Origin of the sequence: Myroides odoratus, assembly GCF_001549985.1 — a bacterium.
Classification (GTDB): domain Bacteria; phylum Bacteroidota; class Bacteroidia; order Flavobacteriales; family Flavobacteriaceae; genus Flavobacterium; species Flavobacterium odoratum_A.
Map to the genome: position 1 here is coordinate 113,444 of NZ_LROZ01000006.1, position 23,102 is coordinate 136,545.

At 35.7% G+C, this 23,102-nt stretch carries 13 protein-coding genes; 9 read left to right on the plus strand and 4 right to left on the minus strand.

Going from position 1 to position 23,102, the window contains the following annotated elements; genetic code table 11:
* Positions 1 to 341 precede the first annotated feature (341 nt).
* Complete coding sequence (locus AWV75_RS08600; RefSeq protein ID WP_060873987.1) at positions 342 to 1,472, plus strand: hypothetical protein; 1,131 nt, start codon at positions 342 to 344, stop codon at positions 1,470 to 1,472.
* A gap of 429 nt (positions 1,473 to 1,901) precedes the next feature.
* Here the strand turns inward: AWV75_RS08600 and AWV75_RS08605 are convergent, their stop codons facing one another.
* Together AWV75_RS08605 and AWV75_RS08610 are read right to left on the minus strand one after the other, a co-directional pair.
* Complete coding sequence (locus AWV75_RS08605; RefSeq protein WP_060873988.1) at positions 1,902 to 2,462, minus strand: DUF4136 domain-containing protein; 561 nt, start codon at positions 2,460 to 2,462, stop codon at positions 1,902 to 1,904.
* Between the two features lie 21 nt (positions 2,463 to 2,483).
* Positions 2,484 to 4,472 (minus strand): urocanate hydratase, encoded by a 1,989-nt coding sequence (locus tag AWV75_RS08610; protein ID WP_060873989.1) that lies wholly within the window; start codon positions 4,470 to 4,472, stop codon positions 2,484 to 2,486.
* A gap of 218 nt (positions 4,473 to 4,690) precedes the next feature.
* Between AWV75_RS08610 and AWV75_RS08615 the strand changes: the two genes are divergently transcribed.
* The 3 genes from AWV75_RS08615 to hemL are packed head-to-tail and all read left to right on the plus strand — an operon-like array spanning position 4,691 to position 7,790.
* Positions 4,691 to 5,575: a 1-aminocyclopropane-1-carboxylate deaminase/D-cysteine desulfhydrase gene (locus tag AWV75_RS08615; RefSeq protein WP_060873990.1), complete on the plus strand. Its 885-nt coding sequence runs from the start codon at positions 4,691 to 4,693 to the stop codon at positions 5,573 to 5,575.
* A gap of 4 nt (positions 5,576 to 5,579) precedes the next feature.
* Positions 5,580 to 6,503 (plus strand): glucosaminidase domain-containing protein, encoded by a 924-nt coding sequence (locus AWV75_RS08620; protein WP_060874067.1) that lies wholly within the window; start codon positions 5,580 to 5,582, stop codon positions 6,501 to 6,503.
* Between the two features lie 6 nt (positions 6,504 to 6,509).
* Entirely contained in the window at positions 6,510 to 7,790 is a 1,281-nt protein-coding gene (gene hemL, locus AWV75_RS08625; protein WP_060873991.1) for a glutamate-1-semialdehyde 2,1-aminomutase, read from the plus strand.
* A gap of 58 nt (positions 7,791 to 7,848) precedes the next feature.
* Here the strand turns inward: hemL and AWV75_RS08630 are convergent, their stop codons facing one another.
* Positions 7,849 to 8,448 (minus strand): ribonuclease HII, encoded by a 600-nt coding sequence (locus AWV75_RS08630; RefSeq protein ID WP_060874068.1) that lies wholly within the window; start codon positions 8,446 to 8,448, stop codon positions 7,849 to 7,851.
* Between the two features lie 445 nt (positions 8,449 to 8,893).
* On the opposite strand from AWV75_RS08630, the gene AWV75_RS08635 reads away from it, so the two are divergent.
* Together AWV75_RS08635 and AWV75_RS08640 are read left to right on the plus strand one after the other, a co-directional pair.
* Positions 8,894 to 11,950: a SusC/RagA family TonB-linked outer membrane protein gene (locus tag AWV75_RS08635; RefSeq protein ID WP_060873992.1), complete on the plus strand. Its 3,057-nt coding sequence runs from the start codon at positions 8,894 to 8,896 to the stop codon at positions 11,948 to 11,950.
* Positions 11,951 to 11,956: 6 nt separating this feature from the next.
* Complete coding sequence (locus AWV75_RS08640; protein ID WP_060873993.1) at positions 11,957 to 13,474, plus strand: RagB/SusD family nutrient uptake outer membrane protein; 1,518 nt, start codon at positions 11,957 to 11,959, stop codon at positions 13,472 to 13,474.
* Between the two features lie 98 nt (positions 13,475 to 13,572).
* On the opposite strand, the gene AWV75_RS08645 is transcribed toward AWV75_RS08640, so the two are convergent.
* Positions 13,573 to 14,175: a hypothetical protein gene (locus AWV75_RS08645; RefSeq protein WP_060873994.1), complete on the minus strand. Its 603-nt coding sequence runs from the start codon at positions 14,173 to 14,175 to the stop codon at positions 13,573 to 13,575.
* Between the two features lie 840 nt (positions 14,176 to 15,015).
* On the opposite strand from AWV75_RS08645, the gene AWV75_RS08650 reads away from it, so the two are divergent.
* From AWV75_RS08650 to AWV75_RS08660, 3 genes are all read left to right on the plus strand, one after another.
* Positions 15,016 to 18,207 carry a SusC/RagA family TonB-linked outer membrane protein gene (locus AWV75_RS08650; protein ID WP_060873995.1) on the plus strand — a complete coding sequence of 1,064 codons (3,192 nt, stop codon included), beginning with the start codon at positions 15,016 to 15,018 and terminating at the stop codon, positions 18,205 to 18,207.
* A 13-nt stretch (positions 18,208 to 18,220) separates the two neighbouring features.
* The gene (locus AWV75_RS08655; RefSeq protein ID WP_060873996.1) at positions 18,221 to 19,714 is read left to right on the plus strand and encodes a SusD/RagB family nutrient-binding outer membrane lipoprotein; all 1,494 of its coding nucleotides are present in this window, start codon (positions 18,221 to 18,223) and stop codon (positions 19,712 to 19,714) included.
* A gap of 362 nt (positions 19,715 to 20,076) precedes the next feature.
* Positions 20,077 to 23,100: a SusC/RagA family TonB-linked outer membrane protein gene (locus AWV75_RS08660; protein WP_060873997.1), complete on the plus strand. Its 3,024-nt coding sequence runs from the start codon at positions 20,077 to 20,079 to the stop codon at positions 23,098 to 23,100.
* Positions 23,101 to 23,102: the final 2 nt, after the last annotated feature.

Sequence of the window (23,102 nt, forward strand, 5' to 3'; positions counted from 1 at the left end):
GCTAACAGTAGTTTGGTTGCGGTAAATATAAGGAAAAAGATGAATGTATTAAAAGCTCTTATTTTTTCTAGTGATAAAGAGGTAAAAATTGAAATAGAAAGAATATTTTACGATTTTATAAATGTTAAAATAGAGTAATGATTGTTATGTGGTTAAATATTTGGTTTTGTACTAATGGATGTGTTAAATATTTTGACTAAAAATAAGGTTTATTATGTAATATTTAGGTGTTAGTGTAGAATGTTAGGGAACATTAAGGATAATATTAACTAATTTTTTTTTTTGTTTCAAAAATGTTTTTATATTGCAACACAATTATTAACTAATTAAAGCAAATATTTATGAAAAAATTATTTATGTTTTTGGCTGTAGCTGGTTTAGCTACATTCGGAGCTTCTTGTAGCAGCAGCGATGATAACGGCGGTGACGGAGGACAAAAAAAAGACTTAGTATTATCTGGAAAAACTGACGTAAAAGAAGGTGATGCTGTTACATTTACAGTAAAAGTAGGTGACAAAGCAGAAGCTGGAACTGATTTGTATGTTGCAGGTGAGAAAGTTTCAAACCCATATACTTTTGCTAAAGTAGGAGAATTTAAAGTTCAAGCTAAGAAAAACGGCTTCAATGACAGTAACGTATTGACTGTTAAAGTATCAGAAAAAGGTGGAGTTACTCCAGATCCTAAAACATTAGTATTGTCAGTAGTTGGTGGTACTGATGTTAAAGTAGGAGATGAAGTAGTTTTCCTTGTAAAAGATAATGAAGGAGCTACTGTAACTGGTGCAACTATTAAGAAAGGTGGAACTACAGTTGCTAGTCCATGGGTTCCAACAGAAGTAGGAACATTTAAATTTGTTGCTTCTAAAGATGGATATGAAAATAGTAATGAAGTGTCTGTAGTTGTTGCACAAAATACTATTCCAGAAAATTTTGTTAAAGTAAATGGTGTACATACTGAAATTACAAACTTAAAAAGAGTTTACATTAATGGAGTGAAAAATGCTCAAGGACAATTTCAACCATATATTTATACTGAAGAAGGAAGTAGTTTCTCTGTTGTAACGTATGAATTAGGTACTATTGACGAAGCAGCTCAAGCTTATGTGACTAGAAGTTCTACAGTTTTTATTACTAATCAAGTTGTAGGGCAACCATACCAATGGCCAGCAAATGTTGGTGAAGATACATTCATTGCTAGTTCAGCTGTAGCTGATTTTGCAGCAGAACGTTTTGTTGAATTTAATTTAAACAATGATTTATTAGATCTTGAAATTGCTGATAGTGATACAGATTTCTTATTAACTTTACATGTTGAGAATCAAACAAACGGAATTAAGTTTGATGGTACGCTTGGAACAGGTTACTACTGGAGAGAAGTTAATGCTGATGGAAGTCCAAAACAAGGAGCTACAGTTGCTAAAGTAAGTGCTAAGTTTCTTCAAAATTCTATCTTTGGAGGTAGAAAAAAATAAATTGATTTTGTAAATCAAATAAAATAAAAGAATAAAAAAAGTAGTAATTGTTTTGATTACTACTTTTTTTTATAAAAAACGGAAGTTATAAGGAGTTTGATTTTGTTTCTTCATATATAGTTAAAGGTAATTTGTTTTGTCTGAAAAATATTCTGTTCAGTAGCTATAAAGTTTGAAGTAATATGTTAAATCTAAGTAAGTTTAGTTTTGAATCGAGTTAATTGGATTTTTAAAAATATCATTTTTTAAGAATTAATAACAGTAAAGAATATTGTTGTTGAAATGTATATATTCATTTTTGATAGTAATCTATATTAATATTGATGAGGAAGAGCATATTGATTAGAGTCTTTATATACATGTTTTTCATATAAAAATTATAAAAAAAGAGCAATAATAACACCAATTATTATTGCTCTTTTTACAATTTTATTTCTTCAATTCAGGTGGATATGTACTCAATATTTTCTGTACAAAATCCTGAATCTTTGCTTCTTTCTTTTCAGGGGTATTGGCGTTGTCTATATAGCCCGTTCCAATTCCTTGCCAGATTAAAGCTTTTTTGTTTGTATCAATGAAATCAATGTATAGTTTTCCTTCTATTGACGTAGATACTGTGGTTGAATTAGGACCCCAATAAGGAGCATACCCCCATCCGTAGTAGCCGTATCTTGAGTAGAAGTAATCGTTGTTTGTGGTAACGTTTACCTGCTGTTGTGATTTAGTAAAAATATTTACTAATAATTGAGGATTACGATCTGTTTTAGTAAAGCCTTTGGCCGCCATTTCTTGGTCAATTGCATTCAGAATACGTTTTTTATCCAAGTCGTTTAATTTTACATTATCAATACCTTCTTTGAAAAAAGCATAGGTTTGATAGGCTGTGAAATTAGTGTTTTTGTCATAATCGGCACTAACACGTACACTACTACAAGAAGCTGTAAAAATGCTTACAGCTGCAAGAATTAGAAATTTTGATACCGTTTTCATCGCTTACTTATTTTTTGTGAGTTAATTCAATAAACTATCATCAACGATATTCGGGATCGTAACCTTTAATAGTGGTTCAATCTCCATGGCACGCTTAATTGCAAAAGTAGCCTCTTTGTTTCGAGCCCAGTTGCGTCGTGCAATACCGTTGTTTACATCCCAGAAAAGCATGGATTTTAATTTTTCATCAGATTCTTTAGTGCCATCTAAAAGCATGCCAAAACCTCCATTGATGACTTCTCCCCATCCTACACCACCACCATTGTGGATAGAAACCCAAGTAGCGCCTCTAAAGCTGTCACCGATTACATTTTGAATCGCCATATCAGCCGTGTATCTAGAGCCGTCATAGATGTTAGATGTTTCACGGTATGGGGAATCTGTTCCCGATACATCGTGGTGATCACGTCCCAATACTACTGGGCCAATTATTCCTTCTTTAATCGCTTTGTTAAAAGCTTCGGCAATTTTAATTCGACCCTCTGAATCAGCATATAGGATACGAGCTTGAGATCCTACAACTAGTTTGTTTTCTTGTGCACCTTTAATCCAACGGATATTATCAGCCATTTGTTGTTGTATTTCAGCAGGGGAGTTTTGCATAATCTCCTCTAACACACGACAAGCAATTTCGTCTGTTTTTGCTAAGTCTTCCGGTTTTCCTGAGGCACATACCCATCGGAAAGGACCAAAACCATAATCAAAACACATTGGACCCATGATATCTTGCACATAACTTGGGTATTTAAAATCAATACCGTTAGCCGCCATAATATCAGCGCCTGCTCTTGAAGCCTCTAGTAAAAATGCGTTTCCATAGTCAAAGAAATACGTTCCTTTGGCTGTGTGTTTGTTAATAGCTGCTGCTTGTCTACGCAAAGATTCTTGTACTTTTTCTTTGAATAAAGTTGGATTATTAGCCATCATATCATTGGCTTCTTCAAAAGATAAGCCTACAGGGTAATATCCTCCTGCCCAAGGGTTGTGTAAAGAGGTTTGGTCAGACCCTAAATGTACAAATAGGTTGTCTTCCGCAAATTTCTCCCATACTTCTACAATATTTCCTTGGAAGGCAATCGACACGACTTCTTTGTTTTCTTGTGCTTTTTTTACACGTTGTACTAATGCATTGAGATCCGTAACGACTTCATCCACCCATCCTTGAGAATGTCTGGTGTGTACTGCTTTTGGATTTACTTCTGCACAAACTGTAATACATCCTGCAATATTCCCTGCTTTAGGTTGTGCTCCACTCATTCCTCCTAATCCAGAAGTTACAAATAGTTTACCTGTTAGGTCTTCGCCCTGTTTAGCAATTTTACGACCTCCATTTAATACGGTGATTGTTGTTCCATGTACGATGCCTTGTGGACCAATGTACATATAGCTTCCCGCTGTCATTTGACCATATTGTGTAACACCTAAAGCATTGAATTTTTCCCAATCGTCTGGTTTAGAGTAGTTCGGGATCATCATTCCATTGGTTACTACAACGCGTGGTGCTTTAACATGTGAAGGAAATAACCCCATCGGGTGCCCTGAATACATCACTAATGTTTGTTCATCCGTCATTTCTGCTAGATAACGCATCGTTAGTAAGTATTGTGCCCAGTTTGAAAAAACAGCCCCATTACCACCATACGTGATTAATTCATGTGGGTGTTGCGCAACGGCATAATCCAAATTATTTTGAATCATCAACATAATTGCTTTAGCCTGTGTAGAATTTCCTGGATATTCTTCTATTGGTCTTGCATACATCTTGTAATCGGGTCTAAAGCGATACATGTAAATACGACCATATGTTTCTAATTCTTCTTTAAACTCTTGGATTAACTCGGAATGATGTTTAGCATCAAAATAACGTAAAGCATTTCGCAAGGCAAGTTTCTTTTCCTCTTCTGTCAATATTTCTTTGCGTTTTGGAGCGTGATTAATTGCCGGATCATACTCCTTCTTTGCCGGTAGCTCATTTGGAATTCCTTGTAAAATTTGTTCCTTAAAAGTCATTTTCTGAGTTTTTTGTGATTAATTATTTATGTGTTTTTTAAGTAAAAACCTAAAAACTATTAACTAGTTTTGTCGCGTAGTCTAGCTTTAGATTTTGACTCGTTTTTGCGTAGGTAAGTTACTAAAAACTCTTGTATTATTTATTTTAATATTTATACAAAAAAAAACGTTTTTAGTTAAACCTATTGTAAATTAAAAGCTTGTAAATGTGATAGGTTATGATCGATTTGTTTTCAAATGAGAAGGTGCCAACAGTAAAAGTAGAACGTTCATTCCGCAATGGAATTGAATTGTTTATTCGCAGAGAAGATTTGTTGCATCCGGAGGTTTCGGGTAATAAATTCCGAAAATTGAAATACAATATGGAAGCAGCAGTATCTAAAGGGAATCAACAAGTGTTGACTTTTGGAGGGGCTTATTCCAATCATATTGCTGCAACCGCGGCTGCAGGAAGGATATTGGGCATGCGAACCATTGGAGTAATTCGAGGAGAGGAGATCCAAGCGAACTATCGCGATAATCCAACGTTAAAGAAAGCGGAAGAGGATGGAATGCGTTTTAAATTTGTTACTCGAACAAACTATAGAACGAAAGAATCAACGGCTTTTTTAGCAAAGCTAAAGGAAGAGTTTGGCGATTTTTACTTGGTTCCAGAAGGAGGAACAAATAAAGAGGCAATCCAAGGGACGGAAGAGATTTTGAAGGAAGCGGACCATAGTTATGATTATGTGTGTTGCGCAGTCGGAACAGGTGGCACGATTGCAGGAATTATCAACCGTTCATTTGCCCATCAACAGATTATTGGTTTTCCTGCCTTGAAGGGAGATTTTCTGCAGGAGGAAATTAAGAAGTATGTAAACAAAGAAAACTGGAGATTGGAAACGGCTTATCACTTTGGTGGTTATGCGAAGTATAATGCAGATTTATTGCAATTTATACGTCATTTTGAACGCGATACGGGAATTCTTTTAGACCCAATTTATACAGGTAAACTACTTTTTGGTATCTTTGATTTAATTGAACAAAATCAATTAAAAAAAGACAGTAAGATTCTCGCTATTCACACGGGGGGCTTGCAAGGATGGAATGAAAAAATTAAATAGCTATATGATAAAAAAAATCCTTTTACTGTTCTGTTTACTCACACTTGTAAGTTGTGGGGTGAAGAACAATTCCAAACTTACAGGGAGGAAGTCGAAAACGAAAGAGTTGGTCTCTAAGGAGCAATATCGAGCACAACAAAAAAAGGTTGAAGAACAACGTCGTATTCAAGAGGAAACGAAGCGAGAACGGGATAAGCGTACAGCAGCTAAAAACAGTGAAACGTTAGAAGCGACTTCGCGAATTTCAGTTACAGCTGACATGATTCAAGACTATATTTTACAGTATAAAGACATTGCGAAAGACAATATGTCTTCCTATGGTATTCCTGCTAGTATTACTTTAGCACAGGGGGTATTGGAATCTGGATCAGGACAAGGAACGCTGAGTAGAAATGCAAACAATCACTTCGGGATAAAATGCCATAAAGAATGGGATGGACCATCCGTTCGTCATACGGATGATGCACCAGACGAATGTTTTAGAAAATATGATGCGCCTGAGGAATCTTATCGGGATCATTCTCAGTTTTTGGTGTCACGCAGTCGCTATAATGATTTATTTCTCTTAGAGAAAGATGATTATGAAGGGTGGGCGCATGGGTTGAAAAAAGCAGGTTATGCAACAGATCCTAAATATGCAAATAAGCTAATTAGCTTGATTGAACGTTATACCTTGGATCAATACGATCGTGAAGTATTGGGATTAACTTCACCGAGACCGAAGAAAGAAATAGAGAAAAAGGCCGAAACAACCGTGGCAACTAAGGCAAAGGCAGAAACGAAAGCGGGAGCCAAAACCCATGTGGTTCAAAAAGGAGATACGTTATATTCAATATCAAAAAAATATAATACAACTGTAGCAAAACTACAGAAAACAAATAAACTTGATGGGACGAATCTATCGATTGGTCAACGCTTAAAATTATAAAACACTATGTTATATCAAAGAAGTAGTCAGCTTTTTGCAGAAGCTGAAAAAGTTATTCCTGGTGGAGTAAACTCACCAGTTAGAGCATTCAAATCTGTTGGAGGAACTCCTATATTTGTTAAAGAAGCTAAGGGAGCTTATTTGTATGATGTGGATGGGAATAGACTTGTCGATTATATTAATTCGTGGGGGCCGATGTTGTTGGGACACGCGTATCCACCTGTGGTAGATGCGGTAATTGAAAAAGCGAAAAAAGGGACTTCTTTTGGTATGCCAACAGAGATTGAAACGGAAATTGCAGCTTTGGCAGTATCTATGGTGCCAAATATTGATAAAATACGCTTTGTGAACTCAGGTACAGAAGCGTGTATGAGTGCAATTCGCCTCGCGAGAGGTTATACGGATAGAGAAAAGATCATTAAATTCAAAGGATGTTATCATGGGCATTCTGACTCTTTTTTAATTCAAGCAGGTAGTGGAGCTGTAACATTTGGTTCGCCAAATAGCCCGGGTGTAACCCAAGGAACGGCAAAAGATACGTTATTAGCTACGTATAATGATTTAGCAAATGTCGCTTCTATTTTAGAAGCCAATAAAGGAGAAGTAGCGGCTATTATTATTGAGCCTGTTGCAGGAAATATGGGATGTATTCCTCCGAAAGCTGGTTTCTTAGAAGGATTACGTCAATTATGTGATACTCATGGAACGTTGTTGATTTTTGACGAAGTAATGACAGGGTTTCGCTTAGCACGTGGTGGAGCGCAAGAATTATTTGGCGTCCGAGCAGACTTGGTTACTTTTGGGAAAGTAATTGGTGGTGGATTACCAGTAGGAGCTTTCGCTGGTTCAGCTCAAGTAATGGATTATTTAGCTCCTGTTGGACCAGTGTATCAAGCAGGAACCTTATCAGGAAATCCTTTAGCAATGGCTGCGGGATTGGCGATGTTACAAGCAATTAATAATGATTTAGCGGTGTTTACACGCCTGGAAGAAAAAACAGCTTATTTAGAACAAGGAATACGCCGTGTATTGGAAGCAAAGCAAATAAAATATACGATTAACCGTGTAGGATCAATGATTTCTGTGTTCTTTGATGAACGTGAAGTAGTTGATTTTGATACAGCAGGTTATGGAAATAACGATCAGTTTAAAACATTTTTCCACGGTCTGTTAAAAGAAGGAGTATACATCGCTCCATCTTCTTATGAAACGTGGTTTATTACGGATGCTTTGACCTATGAAGATTTAGACTTTACGATTCAAGCGGTTGATAAAGTATTCGCTTAAGAATACGATTATAGCATAAAAAAAGGTTCTTTTACTCGTAAAAGAACCTTTTTTTATGCTATAATTCTAATTTTAACTGGTCGGGTAAAAGTTTGAATGATTTTCGATGATATTTACAAGGACCGTATTCTAAAATTGCTTTTCGGTGTTCTTGTGTGGGGTATCCTTTATTTTTTTTCCAATTGTACATAGGAAATTCTTCGTGTATTTGATTCATATAATCATCACGGTAGGTTTTGGCTAATACAGATGCAGCAGCTAAACTGAGATATTTGGCATCTCCTTTGACAATGCACTGATGAGGAATAGAGGGAATAGGAGTGAATTTATTTCCGTCTACGATTAAGAAATCAGGTATAGGGCGCAGTTGATGTACACTTTCATGCATGGCTTTTATCGCAGCATGTAAGATGTTTAATTCTTCAATAACATCTTCGTGTAAATGAGTTACGCCATAACTTAGGGCCTGCTCTTCAATAATGCTTCTTAAGGCATACCGATTTTTAGCCGAAAGTTGTTTGGAATCATTCAAGATTTCATTGGCGAAATCTGGAGGTAGGATGACAGCTGCAGCAGTTACTGGTCCAGCAATACAACCTCTACCAGCTTCATCTGTTCCGGCTTCATATTGTGATTCTGAAAAATGATGGATTAACATAAGCGAAAATATGAAGAACAAAGGTAAGGTTCTCCAAGGGAATCCAAAGGCTGAAAAGGTAATATTTGCTAAGAAATACATTAAATAAATCCTAACAACTTAAAATTTAACATTTGATGAAAGTGGTGGCCTTTTGTTGTGTTTTTTCTTTATGTATTGATAACTAGTTTGTTGTGTTTTTCTATAGAAATGTGAGCGATTTTGATGTTGTTAAATGTGAAGAGAATGATAAGGCTTTATTAAGTTTTTTGATGAAAGGTGGTGTGTGAATTATTTGAATTTTTAATTTGTTTTTTTATCGATTTATTTTTTTTTATATAATTTCATTGGTTTTATTTCTATTCTTTAGTAATTCATTGGTTTGTTTCTAGTTAATGATAGGGAAAGTTAACTTCGTTTTAGTTTAGTTTTTTATGTTTGCGAACTAACTAATTCAATTTAAATAATGAGATCAAAGTTAAAATGGACTTTAGTGCTATTTATGGCACTATTTGTGCAATTTTCATTCGCTCAGGAAAAAACGCTAAAAGGGGTTGTGACTGAGGATGGATTCCCTTTACCTGGGGCTACGGTTGTTATTAAAGGAACAACAATGGGTACTCAAACCGATTTAGATGGAAACTATTCCATTAAAGTAAAAGAAGGAGAAGTAGTATCTTTTTCTTTTATTGGTTTAAAAGATGTTACATATAAAGTAGGTGCAGCTAATACTTACAATGTAACGATGACAGCAGTAGAAGATATGTTAGAAGAGGTTGTTGTTTTAGCTTATGGACAAGTTAAGACAAAGAACCAAGTAACAGGAAATGCAGTTGCTATTAAAGGAGATGCAGTAGCTGCTACGCCAATGGCTTCTGCAGATCAAGCTTTACAAGGACGTGTTGCAGGTTTACAAATGTCAGCTTCTTCTGGTTCACCAGGGGCAAAGCAAAATATTCGTATTCGTGGACGTAACTCTATGACCGCTACGAATGAACCATTGTATGTAATTGATGGTATTCCAATGTATGATGGTGACTTTTCAGGAGGAAATCAAGGAACAGATTCGCCTTCAACATCTTTGTCTTTATTGGCAACTATTAACCCTGCAGATATTGAATCAATGACTGTATTGAAAGATGCAGGTGCAACTGCTGTATATGGAGCACGTGGTACAAATGGGGTTATCTTGATTACAACAAAACGCGGTAAATCAGGAGCGACAAAATTCAATTTTAGTACACGTGTAGGTTTCCAAAATAACGCAGTAAAAGGGCCTCGTTTATTGTCTTCAAATGAGAAAGAAGAAATTTTCTTAGATGGATTGTATAATACGTTTGGAGGTCAAGGAACTGTATTTACACGTGAGCAAGCTGGAGATTATGCTTTGGCTAACTATTCTAAATCAGGTAATTATGGTAATTGGGTAGCTGCAGGTCGTCCGGATAATGATTGGGGAGATTATGTGAAAAATGCAGATGCTCCATTGACAAGTATTAACTTCTCTGCAACAGGAGGAAGTGAGCGTCATAATTTCTATGCTTCATTATCTCATGATAAAATAGAAAGTACAGTGATTGGATCAGATTTTAGACGTATTGGAGCTTCCTTGAGCTTTATGCAAAAAATTACGGATAAAGTTGAATTCAATACAAGTATTAAAGTTACAAATACCAAACAAAATGGTATTTCTGAAGGAGGAGCTTATTTCTCAAACCCGAACTATATTAAGTTAGTAATGAACCCTTGGAACCCTTTATACAATGAAGATGGTTCTTACTTCTTGCCTAATTCAGGATATCATAATGTGGTTTATACAACTAAACATAACCAAACATTAAATGATGTAACACGTGTAATTAATTCTAACTCGATTAGTTATGCTATTACAGATAACTTGAAGTTTACTTCTTCTATGGCAATTGACTATACATTAGCTGATTTCTCAGAGTATAGAAACCCTGTTCATGGAGATGGTAAAAACTATGGTGGTACAGCTGCTAAAGCGGTTAGAAATAACTTCAATTATGTAGCACAGAATGGATTAGATTATAAATTCTATTTAGGAGAAAATCACCAATTTAACACTAAAGTATTAGTTGAATACCAAAAATCAAAACGCCGTTTCTTAGAAGGATCTGGGCAAATTGTATTGGATGGATTTAATTCTTTAGCTGCTGCAGCTGCTAATAAAGATGCAGCTTATGACTTCTTAGATGATGCTAACTTAGGTTACGTGGGAATTATCAACTATAACTACCAAAATAGATTCTTAGTTGACTTAACAGGTAGACGTGAAGGGTCATCTAAATTTACAGATAGAATTGGTTATTTCTATTCAGTAGGTGGGGCTTGGAATATGCATTTAGAAAATTGGATGGCTCATCAATCTACAATTTCAACGATGCGTTTTAGAGGATCATACGGAACAAATGGTAACTCTCAAATTAATCCAAACCAATATGTACGTCGCGCAGACATCGTTTCTTATGATGGTGAAGCAGCTTTAATCCCTGTTCAAATTGGTGGACCAATTGGATGGGAGAAACAACAAAAGATGGACTTTGGTTTCATGTTAGGTATGTTTGAAGATCGTATCACTTTGGGAGCTACATATTTTGAGAGTAAAACAAGTGACTTATTGTACAAGAAAACATTGTCGAAAATGTCTGGATTTGAATCTCAAATGATGAACATGGGAGCAATGAACAATCGTGGTATTGAGCTTGAATTAAATGCAGATATCGTAAGATCAAAGGATTTCAATATTTCAGTTGGTGCTAACTTCGGTACTGTTCGTAATAGAATTACAGAAATGCCTGTTATTGATGGGATAGAAATGGAGGATTACAAATCATACACAGCGGATGTTAGAGGACATGCTGTTGCTGAATGGTATATGCCTGATTGGGCTGGTGTTGATGCTCAAACAGGTCAGCCGATGTGGTTCGATAAAGACAACAATACTACTTCAGACTATTCTAAAGCAGAGTCAAGATTCCAAGGAGCAAGTGCTTTACCGAAATTTACAGGAGGTGCTAATTTACACGTAGATTATAAAGGATTCTTCTTAGATGGTATGTTTACTTTTGCAGGAGGACATAAAGTATACGAACAATATGCTTTCAAAACTGCTGGAACAACAAGTGCTCTTGTTTCTTCAAATGCTTCTTCTGAAATGTTAGACAGATGGCAAAAACCTGGAGATATTACAGATGTGCCAATCGTTCAGTACAAAGCGACAGGTGGAAATGTTAATTTTACTAGCCCATCTTCAAGATTTTTACACGATGGTGATTATATTCGATTGAGAAATGTAACCTTAGGGTATAACTTTAATCCAGAAATCCTTAGAACATTGAAAGTAGATGGTTTATCGCTTTCTGTAATTGGTACTAACTTATGGACTTGGGTTAAAGATAAAGGATTGAAATACGATCCAGAAGTAGATGCTTCAGGGTATGTAAATGTGGCTACTCCACCTGTGAAATCAATTGTATTCTCACTTAATGTTAAGTTTTAAAAAGTTATGAAAAAGATTATATTTTCAATTTTAGCAGTAACGTTATTGTCTTCTGGACTTACTAGTTGTTCAGATGATCGATTAGACGCTACTTTAGAAGGGGCTCGTGATATTGAAGCGAAACCCCTTGAAACGCTAACGGATTTGCGTGCAGCTGTATCTGGTGCTTACTATCGAATGGTAAATGCAGCTTATTACGGTCGTGATATTATCGTGTACAGTGAAGTTAGAGGAGATAATGCTTATGCAGCGGCTGGTTTTTCTAACCGTTTCCAAAATGTATCAGGATTCGATTTGACACCTACTCATGCATTCCCTGCAGATACTTGGAAGAAAATTTACGAGGTAATCAGTTCAGCGAATTTAGCGATTGGATCGAATATCAAAACAGGAAATGAAACTGATATTAAACAAGGAAAAGCTGAGGCTTTCGCTATTCGTGCTTTAGCTCACTTTGATTTATTGCGTATTTATGGTCAACAATATGTAGATGACCAAGGATTAGATGCATTAGGTATTCCTTATATTACTCGATTCGGAGAATTAGATATGAAAAACTATAACCGTATTTCAGTAAGAGAGGTTAGAGATAATATCTATAAGGATTTAGATGAGGCATTGAAATTAGTAGATAAAAATGCTTCAAATAAAAAGCGCTTTACAGCACAGTCTATTCACGGAGTGAAATCGAGAGTAGCTTTGTTCTTTGGTGCTTTTGATGAGAATGATTATGCAATTGCTTTAGAAAGTGCAAAAACAGCCATGGAATTAGGTGGAGGAATTGTACAAAGAAGTGCATATATCGCTTCTTTTAGAGCGGAAGAACCACAAAGTAATTCTGTGTTTGAATTAGCGCAAGACAATATCAATAACCCAGGAAACAATTCATTATATAATATTTTTTCATATGATGGATATGGGGATGTTGTTGGTTTGGGTGAGAACTTACAAGATTTATTCGAAGATCAAACCGATATTCGTTCTTCTACTGATATGCAGCGATATAATAATCTAGCTCAAAATGCAAAAGGAAACTACAAAAAAGTAGGACCTTATAAGTTTATTAAATTGACAAAAGAAGAATTAGAAGGTACTGTAGCAGTAGATCCTGCTATTCGTTATAACTTAGAATACTACCGTAACTTTGGTAAATACACAGCTATTAGCTCAAATATCAAAGTGATGCGTTATGAAGAGTTAGTCTTTAACTTCATTGAAGCAGCAGTGCGTACCAATACAGAAGAAGGTGTAGCATTAAACTTATTAAATCAGGTGGCTTCAGAGCGTTACGAAGGTAATCCAGCAACAAAGTATACGTCACTTACTTTGGCAGATGTATTAACTGAAAGACGCAAAGAGTTAGTTTTTGAAGGATTCCGTTTCGAGGATAAAATGCGTAGCAAAGAAAATCTTGCTAGTACACCAATTGCAGAAGAGGTGAATTATGGAGCTTTTCAATTAGCTTTCCCTATTCCGCGTAATGAGATTAACGCTAGTAAAATTGCTCAAAATAAAGGATACTAATTATAGTATTAAGAAAGTGAGTATATAAATAAGCTCTTACATATAAAACCCCACTGTTTTTTCAGTGGGGTTTTTTAGTTTTAAAAGAAGCGTTTGTTCTATTTCTTTTTAATGAATGTTTGAAGATCAATGTAGTCTTCTAAGGCTATGCGATCTGCATAATAACCTTCATCTGCTATTGTTGTAGGAGCTCCAAGATTACCTTTGTTGTCTGGTTTTCTAACGGTTCGTTTTATTGTAAAATAGACTTCAATGTAAAAGGCTTTTCCTTCTTTCTGATAACGGATAGATTTATTTGTAATGCTTATCGATGCCGTTTGATTAATTGATGGAAAGGGATTTGGAAAAGGAGTCATGCTAACTACTAAGTTTTTAGGAGTAGCTTCGCCTGTCGTTGGGTTGTACGTAAATGTAAAACTTGTTTGGGACTTAGATAAATCTCTATAAGTGAAACGTCCACCACCTAAATGAGGGTTGCGAATAATAAAAGAGCCTTCGTGAATGTTACTGTTTCTATAATACTCTAAATGAGTATAATATTCTTCTTTGTCGATACACTCCATGCAATTGCCATAATCAACTTCCTCTGTTACAGTTTGAGATGATTTTTTCAAATCCTGGTTTGTTGGTTCATCAAAATTGGAATCGGAGCTACAAGCCACTGCTATCGGCAGCAATGTAGCTAAAATAATTTTTTTCATAATTTAAATTAGTTTATTTGTTGTAAATATAATTATAAAAAATATGAGAGTTATATTGGTAATAATTAATATGGAATATTCTGTTTTTGTGTTAATATTTTTGCTGTTTATAGGGGGGTGTTGTGTTGTATTGATAAAAGGTGGTTTGATTTTTATATAATGAAATAAACTGCATTGAAAAGTGTTTTTGAATAGGGTTTAATGAAGAGTAAAATGACAAATTTGTATTTAGGTATACATTTTAAATAAATACAGAGAAATCAAGTGCAATGTCAAGGTAGCTAAACGCCTTATAAATAAAGAAACACTAGTTTATGGTAAAGGTTTTAACACTCAAATAAACCACGCAAAGCGTCTTAAATTATAGCGTAAATCAATGGTTTTTAGAAAGGTGCCTGATACATCTGTATCAGGCACCTTTTTGTTTATTATCGGTAGAGGAGTGAATGATTATTTATTTTTAACAATAGTTGCATTGCTCAAGAAAATATAGAAATCAATTTTGAATTTCTTTCTATATATAGCGGTTTTGTTTGTATTAACGCTCTTTTTTAATAGCTATTATAAGAAAAATGTTAGGTAGTGTTCGTTAATGAAAAAAGAGGGGTAATGCTAAAAAAATATTAAATGTTTGATTAGTCTAATATTTAGATACTTGAAGTTAGTGTTTTGGATTTTGTGTAACATTGCTCTATTTTTATTAAATTGGCAATAAAAACACGTATTATGCATATTTATTTCGTTAGTTTTTATTTTTTAGAAGATATGTCCTGTATGCACTAAAATGGTTCTGATAAAAAAGGTTTAGATTTGTTTAACTAACTAATCAATTTTTTAAGAATGAGATCGAAGATTAAGTGGATTTATGCGTGCATCATGATCCTGCTTGTACAAGTGGGGTTTGCGCAGGAAAAAACACTATCGGGAGTGGTATCAGAAGAAGGTATGCCACTACCAGGGGTGACGGTTGTGATTCAAGGAACCCAGATGGGGACACAAACCGATTTAGATGGTAAATATTCCATAAAAGCCAAGCAAGGTGAAGTGCTTGTCTTTTCGTTTATTGGAATGAAAGATGTGAAGCACACCGTTGGGGGTGCGAATGTGTTTAACGTAGCTATGGTTGCTGATGAACATCAATTGGAGGAAGTAGTGGTTACCGCTATGGGAATCAAGCGAAGTGCAAAAGCTTTAGGATACGCGACACAAGAAATTAAAGCAGCGGATTTGAACAAAACTGAAAACAGCAGTTTATCAGGTGCGTTACAAGGGAAATTAGCAGGGGTGCAAATCACACCATCAAGTGGTGCACCAGGGGCTTCTTCTCAAATTATAATTCGCGGCGCTCGTTCTTTTACAGGAAATAATACGCCTTTGTATGTTATTGACGGGATGCCTATCGAATCTACAGCACCAATTTCTACTGGAAATAGTGTGTCAGGGACTGATATTGCTAACCGCGCGATTGATATCGATCCAAGTGATATTGAAACCATCAACATCCTAAAAGGACAAGCGGCTTCTGCTTTATATGGTATCCGCGCATCCAATGGTGTAGTGGTAATCACAACTAAAAGCGGACGAGGACTAAAAGAAGGAAAACCGGTGATTAGTTTTACGTCAACCAGTAGTTTTGAGACCTTATCTAAAAAACCAAGTTTGCAAAAAACCTACGCACAAGGTACAAAAGGAAAGTATGATCCATATAGCTCAATGTCTTGGGGACCTAAAATTTCCGAATTGCCAAATGATCCAATCTATGGTGGAAATATACTGAATCCTGATAATGTAAATGGTGGAGTTCTACGTCCAGGACAATATTATGTACCTCAATTAGCAAAAGCAGGATTGGATCCTTGGGTAACACCAGGAGTATATGATAACATTGATGATTATTTTAGAACAGGTAAAACCTTGACAAATAACTTCAATATTAGCCAAAATACAGGGAAAACGAATTACTCGTTTGGTTTGGCAAATACAAAACAAGAAGGGATTATGCCAGGTACGGAAATGAAACGTACGACGATTAAATTCTCGGGTGAAACGAAGTTAAACTCAGAATGGACTACGGGGTTTGCAGGTAGTTATATCACAAGTGATGTACGAAAAGCTTCTGCAGCAAATAATTCTGTATTACCAGGAATCTGGGGAGGACCAGTGAGCTATAATCTAAAAGGAATTCCATACGGAAGTGAAATTAATCCGTATGATCAAGTTCATTACAGAGCTACTGGTTTTGATAATCCATATTGGGCCGCGCAGCACAATGAGTTTTCTGAAAAAACAGGTCGTTTTTATGGAAATGCAAATATTGCTTATGCGCCAGAAATTAGTACAGATGGATCTAAAAACATAACGTTCCGTTATCAAGCAGGAGTAGATACATACACTACTCATTATAGAGATGTTTACGAATTCGGTTCTGCTCATGATTTGACAGGAAATAATGCGAATTTAAATTTATATGGGCTTACGAATACAGTAACCAACTCTTTATTTACCATCAACTACGATATGTTGTTAGGGGATGATTTCCGCTTTGATATCATGGTTGGAAATGAGTTCAATGAGACGACTTTAAAAATGTATGATGATTTAGGAGTAGGGCTAAACTTTGGAGGATGGCCTACCATCGGTAATGCGGTTAATGTTACTTCAAAAGAAACACGTGAGATGAGACGTAATGTTGGGTTCTTCTCGAATGTTGGTTTTTCTTACCGTGATATGATTTTCTTGAATGGTACGATTCGTAAAGATATTGTCTCTACCATGCCAAGAGGAAATAGAGATTTTGTCTATCCTTCGGTATCTTTAGGTTTTGTGTTGACAGAGCTCGAAGGATTAAAAGGGAACAGTGTTTTAAGTTTTGCTAAATTAAGAGGATCTTACGCAGAAGTAGGGCAAGCTGGAGAATTTAAAAAACCGTATTATTATACACCAAGTTATGCAGGAGGTTTCTGGGGAACGGCTAGCCCGATTCTCTATCCATTAAATGAAGCTGTTGGGTATATTCCAAGTACAACAATCTATGATCCAGAGTTAAAACCACAAAATACCAAATCATGGGAGTTTGGTGGAGACTTTAGATTCTTTGATAACCGATTTGGAATTGACTATACTTTCTCACGCCAAGATGTGAAAGATCAAATTTTCCCAGTGCCTTTACCAGGATCAACAGGAGCAGCTAGTTTTGTAACGAATGGAGGGAAAATTCATACGATTGCGCATGAAATTACAGCTTTTGTAACACCAATCCAAACGCAAGATTGGCAATGGTCGATTAATGCTAACTTCTCTAAAATTGATTCGAAAGTAGATGAGTTGAAAGAAGGAGTTGAGAATATTATGCTAGGAGGGTTTGTGGAACCACAAATTCGCGCACAAGCAGGAGATCGTTTCCCTGTAATTTATGGAAACTCATTCGCTAGAAATGAAAATGGTGATATTTTAGTTGGTGCAGATGGTATGCCTCTAGTAGGAGAAACAAAAGCATTAGGAGAGGTAGCACCTAAATTTATCTTAGGAGGTTCTACGAGTTTAACTTGGAAAAGTTGGAACTTAAGTGCAACAGTTGAATGGAAAAACGGTGGAAAAATGTACAGTGGATCGAATATGGGAATGAAACTATATGGGGTAGATTCTAGTACAGGAAACCGTGATCAATCATTTGTATTTAATGGGGTTCGCGAACAAGCAGATGGTTCATACGTGAAAAATGACGTAGCCATTACAGGAGCAACACGTGAACGTTACGAAAATGTAATGAGTAATATTACAGAAAGCAATGTATACGATGCAAGTTTTGTAAAATTACGCGATGTAAGCTTGGGGTATAAGTTTGATAAGATTTGGAAAGATAAAGTAGACGTAAAGGTATCTGCTTTTGCACGTAATTTATTGTTGTGGTCAAAAATGCCAAACTTAGATCCAGAAGCATCTCAAGGAAATAATAACATGAGTGGTGGTTTTGAACATTATTCAATCCCTCAAGCCAAAAGTATTGGTTTCTCAGTAAATGTTACATTTTAATTAGTCGAGAAAAATGAAAAGAATAAAATATATTTTAGCGAGTATAGTCGTGGCGGCTTTAACTTTGCAATCATGTTCTGAGGATAAGATGGACGACATCAACAAAAATAAAAATGATCCTGAATTTATGGAATCTAGATTTATTATTACGGATGTAATCAATAGAACAGGTTTTTCAATTACCGGGTCAGATTTAGCTTTTTATGCATCAATCTATACAGAATTACTAGGAGGTGGACATGCTCAATTTTACAATGCACAAGAACGCTTAGGTGAACCATCTTTAAGTACAACTTATAATAACCAGTGGAATGCACTTTACATCAACTTGCGAAGCTTAAAGTTTGTAGAGCAAAAATGTTCACCAGGTGGAGAAGAAGCGGGTAATTACCATGCATTGGGAATCGCTCAAATTTTAAAAGCGTATAATTTAGCTATGCTGACTGACTTGTTTGGGGATGTACCTTATTCGGAAGCATTAGAACCATTGCTAAACCCACAGGCAAAGATTGATAAACAAGAGGATATTTATAAAGCCGTATTTCAATTGTTAGATGATGGAATTGCTAATTTAGCGAAAGATACAGAGTACGCTAGTATAGGAAAACAAGACTTCTTGTATATAAATGGAGATGTTGAGAGTTGGACAAAAGCTGCTTATGGGTTAAAGGCAAGATATTTAATGCAGTTGTCGGCAAGAACTCCAGACTATCAAGGGGTAATTGATAATGTGGATAAATCTTTTGCAAATGCTAGTGAGGATTTGACTTACCGCGTATCAGGGGTAATGTATCCTTTTTATAGATTAAATGTGGTAAGAAATGGATTGTTTTCATCTAAAACGTACTATGATTTAATGCAAAAATTAGATCCAGCTGACCCGCGTTTGAATGATTATTTTGTAAAAGTTGGCAAGAATAAAGATCAACTTGTTTTAATTGATCACAGTAAAGAAGTGGCACAAGCGCAATCCTATTCTCCTTCGGGATTAAGTGCTGGAAGTGCTAATGCAAATAATGCAGTGTACTTAATGAGTTACCATGAATTGTTGTTCTTGAAAGCGGAGGCACAGGCACGTTTAGGTGATCCGCAAGCGAATGCCACTTTACAAGCAGCAGTTGATGCTGGATATATAAATAAGAAACAAAAGTTTACGTATGTACGTTTTACTCCAAGTACTGATCCAAATATTCCAGATCCAGAGAATGGATATAATAGAAATTTACCTGGAAATCTAACTGGAGAGGCGCTATTAAAACGCATTGCTGAAGAGAAGTATTTATCTGCTTTTGAAGTAGAAAGTATTGAAATATACAATGACATCAGAAGATGGAAAGCAATGGGAGAAAATTTAATTGAGTTGCAACATAGAGACCCAACTAAATTTCCTAAGCGCTTTGCATACGGAAACTCAGATGTATCAAACAACCCACACGTAAGAGCAGCTTACGGTGATGGAAGTTATGTATACACAGAAGATGTTTGGTGGGCAGGTGGAACTAGATAAACCGAAACAGTAAACATGTTTAGATATAGAAAAGAGGAAGTCGAAAGACTTCCTCTTTTTTTATGTGCATAATTGAAAAAATAGTTTATAGAATAGCTGATGCTAAGGGTAGGAGGAGAAAAATGGGGCGCGCTGTTTTTTACTTGGTAAGGCAGATGAACTAAAGGATTTTAATTCATTTAGTTAATAATTTTATTTGTTTGAAATTGTGTTTTTATTATGAATAAATACGGGTGTTATTGGGTTGTTAGTGGTTAATGTGGTAATTATTTAGAAAAAACGATAATGAATAGTTAATTTATCTCTGGGATTTGTTAAAAATATTGTTTAGATTTGTTTAACTAACTAATCAATTTTTTAGAATGAGATCAAAGATTAAGTGGATGTACACGTGCATGATGATCTTACTTGTACAAGTAGGATTTGCACAAGAAAAAACACTTTCTGGGGTGGTTACAGAAGATGGTATGCCACTACCAGGAGTGACGGTAGTGATTCAAGGAACTCAATTGGGTACACAAACCGATTTAGATGGTAAGTATTCCATAAAAACAAAACCAGGTCAGGTACTGGTATTTTCTTTTATTGGAATGAAAGATGTAAAACATACTGTAGGTAATGCCAATGTATTCAATACAGCTCTTCTAGCAGAAGGGAATGAATTGGAAGAAGTAGTGGTATTGGCCTATGGTCAGGTTAGAAAAAAGAATGAAGTGACGGGTAACGTTGTCGCTATTAAAGGGGATGTTGTGGCCGAGACACCAATTGTGTCTGCAGATCAAGCGTTACAAGGACGTGTAGCGGGTTTACAAATGGCTACAACTTCAGGTTCGCCAGGATCGGTACAAAATATCCGTATTCGTGGACGTAACTCCGTTTCTGCAACCAATGAGCCATTGTACGTTATTGATGGAGTGCCTATCATTAATTCAAATATTTCTAATTCGGCAGATGTAACAAGTTTATCTCCGTTGTCCTCTATTAATCCAGATGATATTGAATCGATGACGGTTTTAAAAGATGCTGGTGCTACTTCTGTGTATGGGGCAAGAGGATCAAACGGGGTAATCTTAATTACAACGAAAAAAGGAAAACAAGGGAAACCGAGTTATAACTTCAGATCGTCAATTGGATTCCAAAATAGAGCAGTTAAAGGACCTAAATTCTTATCGGGAGAACAAAGAGCAGAATTGTGGATGGAGGCGATAGCTAACGGAAATGATTTAGATGTAGATTATGTAAAAGAGAATTATGCCGATTTAATGGGAGAGGACTTATATGTGTATTGGAATAACAATGGAAGACAGCATTATGATTGGCAAGAAGCTGTACGTGTTAAAAATGCACCCATGTCTAGTTTAAATTTCTCAGTAAATGGAGGAGATGAAAACGGAACATACTTTGCTTCAATTGGTCATGACAAATCAGATGGAATTATTATCGGAACAGATTTTAGAAGAGTTACGGGTAATTTTAGTTTCACAAGAAAGCTTAATGATAAAATTGATATCAAAATTGGAGCGAATGTTTCCAATATTAAACAAAATGGTATTCTAGAAGGTGGATCTTTCTTTGGAAACCCTAACGTAACCAGCAAATTAATGAACCCTTGGGCGTCACCCTATAATGCTGATGGATCTTATAATATTGACTCAGGATTATTAGGAGGAGAATTACCTAACTCGCTGTTTACTGTAGCAAATGATATTGTGCGAAATGATATGACAAGAGTTATATCGAGTAACTCATTTGGCTATAAAATTTTAGATAATTTGAAATTTGAATCAACAATCGGATTGGACTATACATTGGTGAATTATCAAAACTACCAAAATGCAGTACACGGTGATGGATATGGGTATGGGGGAATTGCTGCTCAATCTGATCGAAGAATATTTAATTATGTTTGGCAAAACTCATTAAATTATAACTTTTTTATTGGAAATGATCATCGTTTTGATGTTCGTGCTCTTATGGAGTTCCAAAAAAATAAATATAATATGGTATTTGCTGACGGGCAAGTTTTACCTCCTGGGTTGATTACTCTAGGTGGAGCTGCTGCCAATTATACAGCTTCTTCCCAGTATTATGATTGGACTCAGTTGAGTTATTTGGGGTTGTTAAACTACTCTTATGCTAATAAGTATTTAGTAGATTTAACCATTAGACAAGAAGGATCTTCTCGTTTTTCAAGTGATAATAGATGGGGAACTTTTTGGGCTGCAGGAGTTGCTTGGAATATACATAAAGAAGATTTCTTAGCTAATTCAAATGCAGTTAGCACTTTGCGTTTAAGAGGATCTTATGGTTCTACAGGAAACTCATCGATTGAGCCAAACGTGTATCAACACTTACTAGAATCGGTATCTTATAATAACGAAGCTGGTTTAGCCTCTAAGCAAATTGGTGGAAAATTAGGATGGGAAAAACAAGATAAATTAGATTTCGGATTGGAATTTGGTTTCTTTGATGATAGAATTACTGGAGGAATCGCTTTCTACCAAAGTAAAACTAGAGATCTATTGTATCGTTTACCACTCTCCTATACTTCTGGATTTGATGCTAAATGGATTAATCAAGGAAAACTTAAGAATCATGGATTTGAAGCGGAGTTAGATGTGAAGATTTTTGATTCAAAAGATTTTAAATGGTCTATTGGTGGAAATGTAGGAGTTGTTAAAAACGAATTAACAGAGATGCCTACTACGTATAAATCCTATACCGCAGATAAAGTAGGAAGAGCTATTAATGAGTGGTATATGCCAAACTGGGCGGGAGTAGATCCTCAAACGGGAGCGGCACAATGGTATGCAGCTGATGGGACAAAAACCTCTAATTACGGACAAGCGGAATCTCGATTCCAAAATGCGAGTGCGTTACCAAAAGTAACAGGAGGTGTCAATACGCATATTGAGTATAGAGGTTTTTATGCGGATGCATTGTTTACTTTTGCAACTGGATATAAAGTATATGATTATTGGTCACAAGTTACAAGTGCTCCCGAAGCAACAACATTATATTATTATAATGGAAATGAAGAGTTGATGAATCGTTGGCAAAAGCCAGGTGATATTGCAGATGTACCAATTTTAACAGACGGTCCTGTTGCTGGAAATGCATATTTTACTTCTCCATCTACACGATTTTTATATGATGGAGATCATATCAGATTGCGTCAGTTAACTGTTGGTTATAATTTTACGAATCAAGCGGCCAAGTTTATTGGAGTAGATGCTATTAATATTTCTGTTGCAGCGTTGAATCCTGTTACATGGGTTAAAGATGGTAAGTTGAAATTTGATCCCGAAGTTGATGCAACAGGATATGTGGAATTTGCTTCACCTCCTTTGAAATCAGTTGTGTTTTCAGTTAACGTTAAATTTTAAGT